This window comes from Streptomyces sp. MnatMP-M17, from assembly GCF_900091995.1.
Lineage (GTDB): Bacteria > Actinomycetota > Actinomycetes > Streptomycetales > Streptomycetaceae > Streptomyces.
Genome location: NZ_FMDK01000100.1, coordinates 1 through 1,697, shown reverse-complemented (window position 1 = coordinate 1,697; position 1,697 = coordinate 1). Strand labels below are relative to the sequence as shown.

Sequence of the window (1,697 nt, the reverse complement as noted above, 5' to 3'; positions counted from 1 at the left end):
CGCGTGAGCCACTCAGCCGCCGGACCCTGCTGCGCTGGGGCGCCGTCGGCGGCGCGGGCCTGGCCGTCGGCCCGCTGGCCGCCTGTGCCGGACCGACCGGGGCTCCCGGCCCCGGCACCCTCACCCTGGGACTGAACCGCTCCCTGGTGAGCCTCGACAACAAGCTCAACCAGTTCGACGCCGCGGTCACCGTGCAGCGCGCGGTACGGCAGGCGCTCACCCGTATCGGTCCCGGTATGAAGCCGCGGCTCGTCCTCGCCGACCGGTTCGAGATGGCCGAGCCCACGGCCTGGACGGTGCGGCTGCGCGAGGGCCTGCGCTACTCCGACGGCAGTCCCGTCACCGTCGAGGACGTCGCCACGGCCCTGCGGATGTACGGACAGGTCAACGGTTCCTTTCTGCTCGGTCTCTTCCCGGAACTGCCCACCGTGGAGAAGACGGGCGCCCGGACCTTTCTGCTGCACACCGAGAAGCCCGTACCGGTGCTGGACCGGCTGATGGCCAACATCCACATCACACCGGCCGCCGCCAACAAGCCCGAGGAGCTCCAGAGCGGTCTGGGCTCGGGCCCGTACCGCGTGCTGCGTGCGAACTCCGGCGCCGGTGAGTACACGCTCGGCCGCAATCCCCGTTACTGGGGACCGCGCCCGCGGATCGACACCGTGCGTGTGCGGTTCGTACCGGAGGAGTCCAGCCGGGTCGTCGCGCTGCGCAGCGGCGAGGTCGATGTGGTCGACACCCTGACACCCGACTCCGCAGAACAGCTCACCGGACTGCCGGGCGTCCAGATCGAGGAGACCTCCGGCGTCCGTATGTGCCAGCTCTTCTACAACTTCCGCAAGCCGCAGGGACATCCGCTGGCCGATCCCCGGGTGCGGCGCGCGCTGACCTACGCGATCGACGGCGAGGCCCTGGTCAACGACGTACTGAACGGTTCGGCCGAGGAGGCCGGCGGTGTGGTGCCGCTCGCCCTCGAAGGCGCCGTACGGACCGGCTCGTACACCTACGATCCGGCCAAGGCGCGCCGGCTCCTGACCTCCCTGGGCGCCACGGACCTCCGGATCAAGGTGATCTGGGAGACCGGCGAGTTCGCCGCCGACACCTCCGTCATGGAGGCCGTGCTCGACATGCTGAAGGCCGTCGGCGTACGCGCCACGCTCCAGCAGTTCGAGCCCGGCGGCGACATCCTCACCTGGCGCCAGGGCCGGGCCGGCGACTGGGACGTCATCGGCAACGGCTATGGCAGCCCGACCGGCCAGGCCCTCACCACGCTCCAGGGCATGTACGGAGGAACAGCGGCGAAGGAACGCACCCGCGACGCCTTCATGGGCTATGTCGTACCGCGCGTGGAACAGCAGCTCAGGGCCGCCGCCACCGAGGTGGACGACACCGAGCGCGCCAGAAAGCTGGCCGTGGTGCAGCACGCCATCTGGGAGACCTGGCCCAGCCTCTGGGCCTTCGCCTCCAAGACGCTGCTCGCCCGCAGAAGCCGGGTCCAGGGACTGTCCCTGCTGCCGATCAACTCCTACGACCTGTCCGCCGTGCGGCTGGAGGGCTGAGCCGTGCCGAAGTATCTCGCCCGCCGGCTCGGTCAGAGCCTGCTCACCGTCTTCCTCACCCTGACCACCGTCTTCCTGCTGGTACGGCTCGCTCCCGGCGATCCCGCCGCCGCGTACGCGGGTCCCACCGCCACGACC

Annotated in this window: 1 protein-coding gene; it reads left to right on the top strand. The window is 70.7% G+C overall.

Annotated features, from left to right (window positions below):
• On the top strand, window positions 1-1,559 hold a 1,559-nt coding region (locus GA0115259_RS05680), incomplete at its 5' end, for an ABC transporter substrate-binding protein (protein WP_093591767.1).
• Between the last annotated feature and the right edge of the window lie 138 nt (window positions 1,560-1,697).